General features: G+C 32.9%; 1 protein-coding gene. It reads left to right on the top strand.

From position 1 onward, the window contains the following. Positions 1–1703: condensation domain-containing protein (locus ACNQGX_RS18285; protein ID WP_417978737.1), on the top strand; the 1703-nt coding region annotated here is incomplete at both ends.

The raw sequence follows: 1703 nt of genomic DNA, 5'->3' as shown, positions 1-1703 counted from the left end.
ATTGCTATAGATCAATCGGAAGTAAAAGGTAGTGTTGTATTAACCCCAATCCAAAAATATTTTTTTGAAAATGATACTATAGTAAATAAAAGTCATTATAACCAATCGGTACTTTTAAAAAGTAAGGTGTCTATAAATGATTTGTTTTTAAAAGAAACCATAGCTATTTTAGTAAAGCATCACGATGCACTAAGAATGTGTTATGAATTGATAGGAGATAGATGGGAACAATACAATTTAGATAACTCTAGAGACTGCTACAAAATCAGTTTCTTTGATTTAAGGGAATCGACAAATCCCAAAGAAGAACTCCATAGAAAAGGAGAGGAATTACAATCGAGTTTTAATCTTAGTTCAGGGATTTTATTTCATATAGGTCACTTTAGAATGGGAGATGGTGATCGATTGGCTTTAATTATTCATCATTTGGTTGTTGATGGAGTTTCTTGGCGAATACTTCTAGAGGATCTTTCTACAGTGTACGAGGCTTTAGAAAATAATAGTAGTGTTCAACTGCCTTTAAAAGCCGATTCTTTTCAAAAGTGGGCTTCACTTCAAGAGTCGTATGCTAAGAGTGAAATCCAACAGCAGGAGAGAAGATATTGGGAAAATCTTTCTCAAGCTACTATTCCGTTGCTGCCTAGAGATTTTGAGGATGTACAAAATAAAGCTACAATAAATGATTCATTGTCATTTGAGTTAGATATTGAATTGACTCAAAAGTTACAGACAAAAGTACATCATTTATACAATACAGAGATTAATGATATCCTATTGACTGCTTTGGCACTGAGCATCAAAGAAACCTTTGGTGTAGAGAAAAGTGTCATCGAAATGGAAGGACATGGTCGTGAAGAAATAATTGATGGAGTAGATATAGGCAGAACCGTAGGTTGGTTTACTAGTGTTTATCCTTTTGTTTTAGATATTTCCGATAACCAACATCCGGAGATTGTATCTGTAAAAGAATCTTTACGAAAAATCCCTAACAAAGGTATTGGATACGGAATTTTAAAATACTTGGATACTTCTTTTGATAAAGAATTATCACCTAGTATTCAGTTTAATTATTTGGGCGATTTTGGTTCAAATGTTGATGACAAAGACGGTTCTCGCTTTGAGTTTGCTCACGAAAACATAGGCAATCTTACAGCTATGGAGAATGCTGCCGATAACTTTCTTTTGCATTTCTCCGGAATAATAGTGTCAGGACAACTTAGTATTACTTTTGGATATTCTTCTTTTGCTTTTGAGAAACAAACAATACAAAAGCTGACAGACAGTTACCATAAGAGATTAATAGATTTGATTAATAATCTTGCCCAAAATATGGCATCTAATTTACTTACTCCTTCTGACCTGTCTTATAAAGAACTATCTATAGAAGAGTTGGCAGTTGTTAATAAGGATGATATAATAGAAGATATTTATGAATTATCGCCTTTACAACAAGGATTATATTACCATTGGCTGGTAGAGGAATCAAGTAATTTGTATTTTATGCAGACCTCATACACTTTGTATGCTGAGAATCTGAATATAGATAATATAAAAAAGGCTTATGATGAACTAGTCAACAGGTATGACATATTAAGAACCAGTTTTAGTAATGACTATAATACACCACTGCAGATTGTTCATAAGCAAGCTTTTGTTGATTTTAGCTATAAATCCGTAAACAAGGACGAAACTGGTACAACTTT

Origin of the sequence: Flavobacterium glycogeni, assembly GCF_048286775.1 — a bacterium.
In the GTDB taxonomy this organism is placed as follows: Bacteria; Bacteroidota; Bacteroidia; order Flavobacteriales; family Flavobacteriaceae; genus Flavobacterium.
Note: the sequence above shows the minus strand (reverse complement) of the source record. Positions and strands in the feature narration are given on the sequence as shown.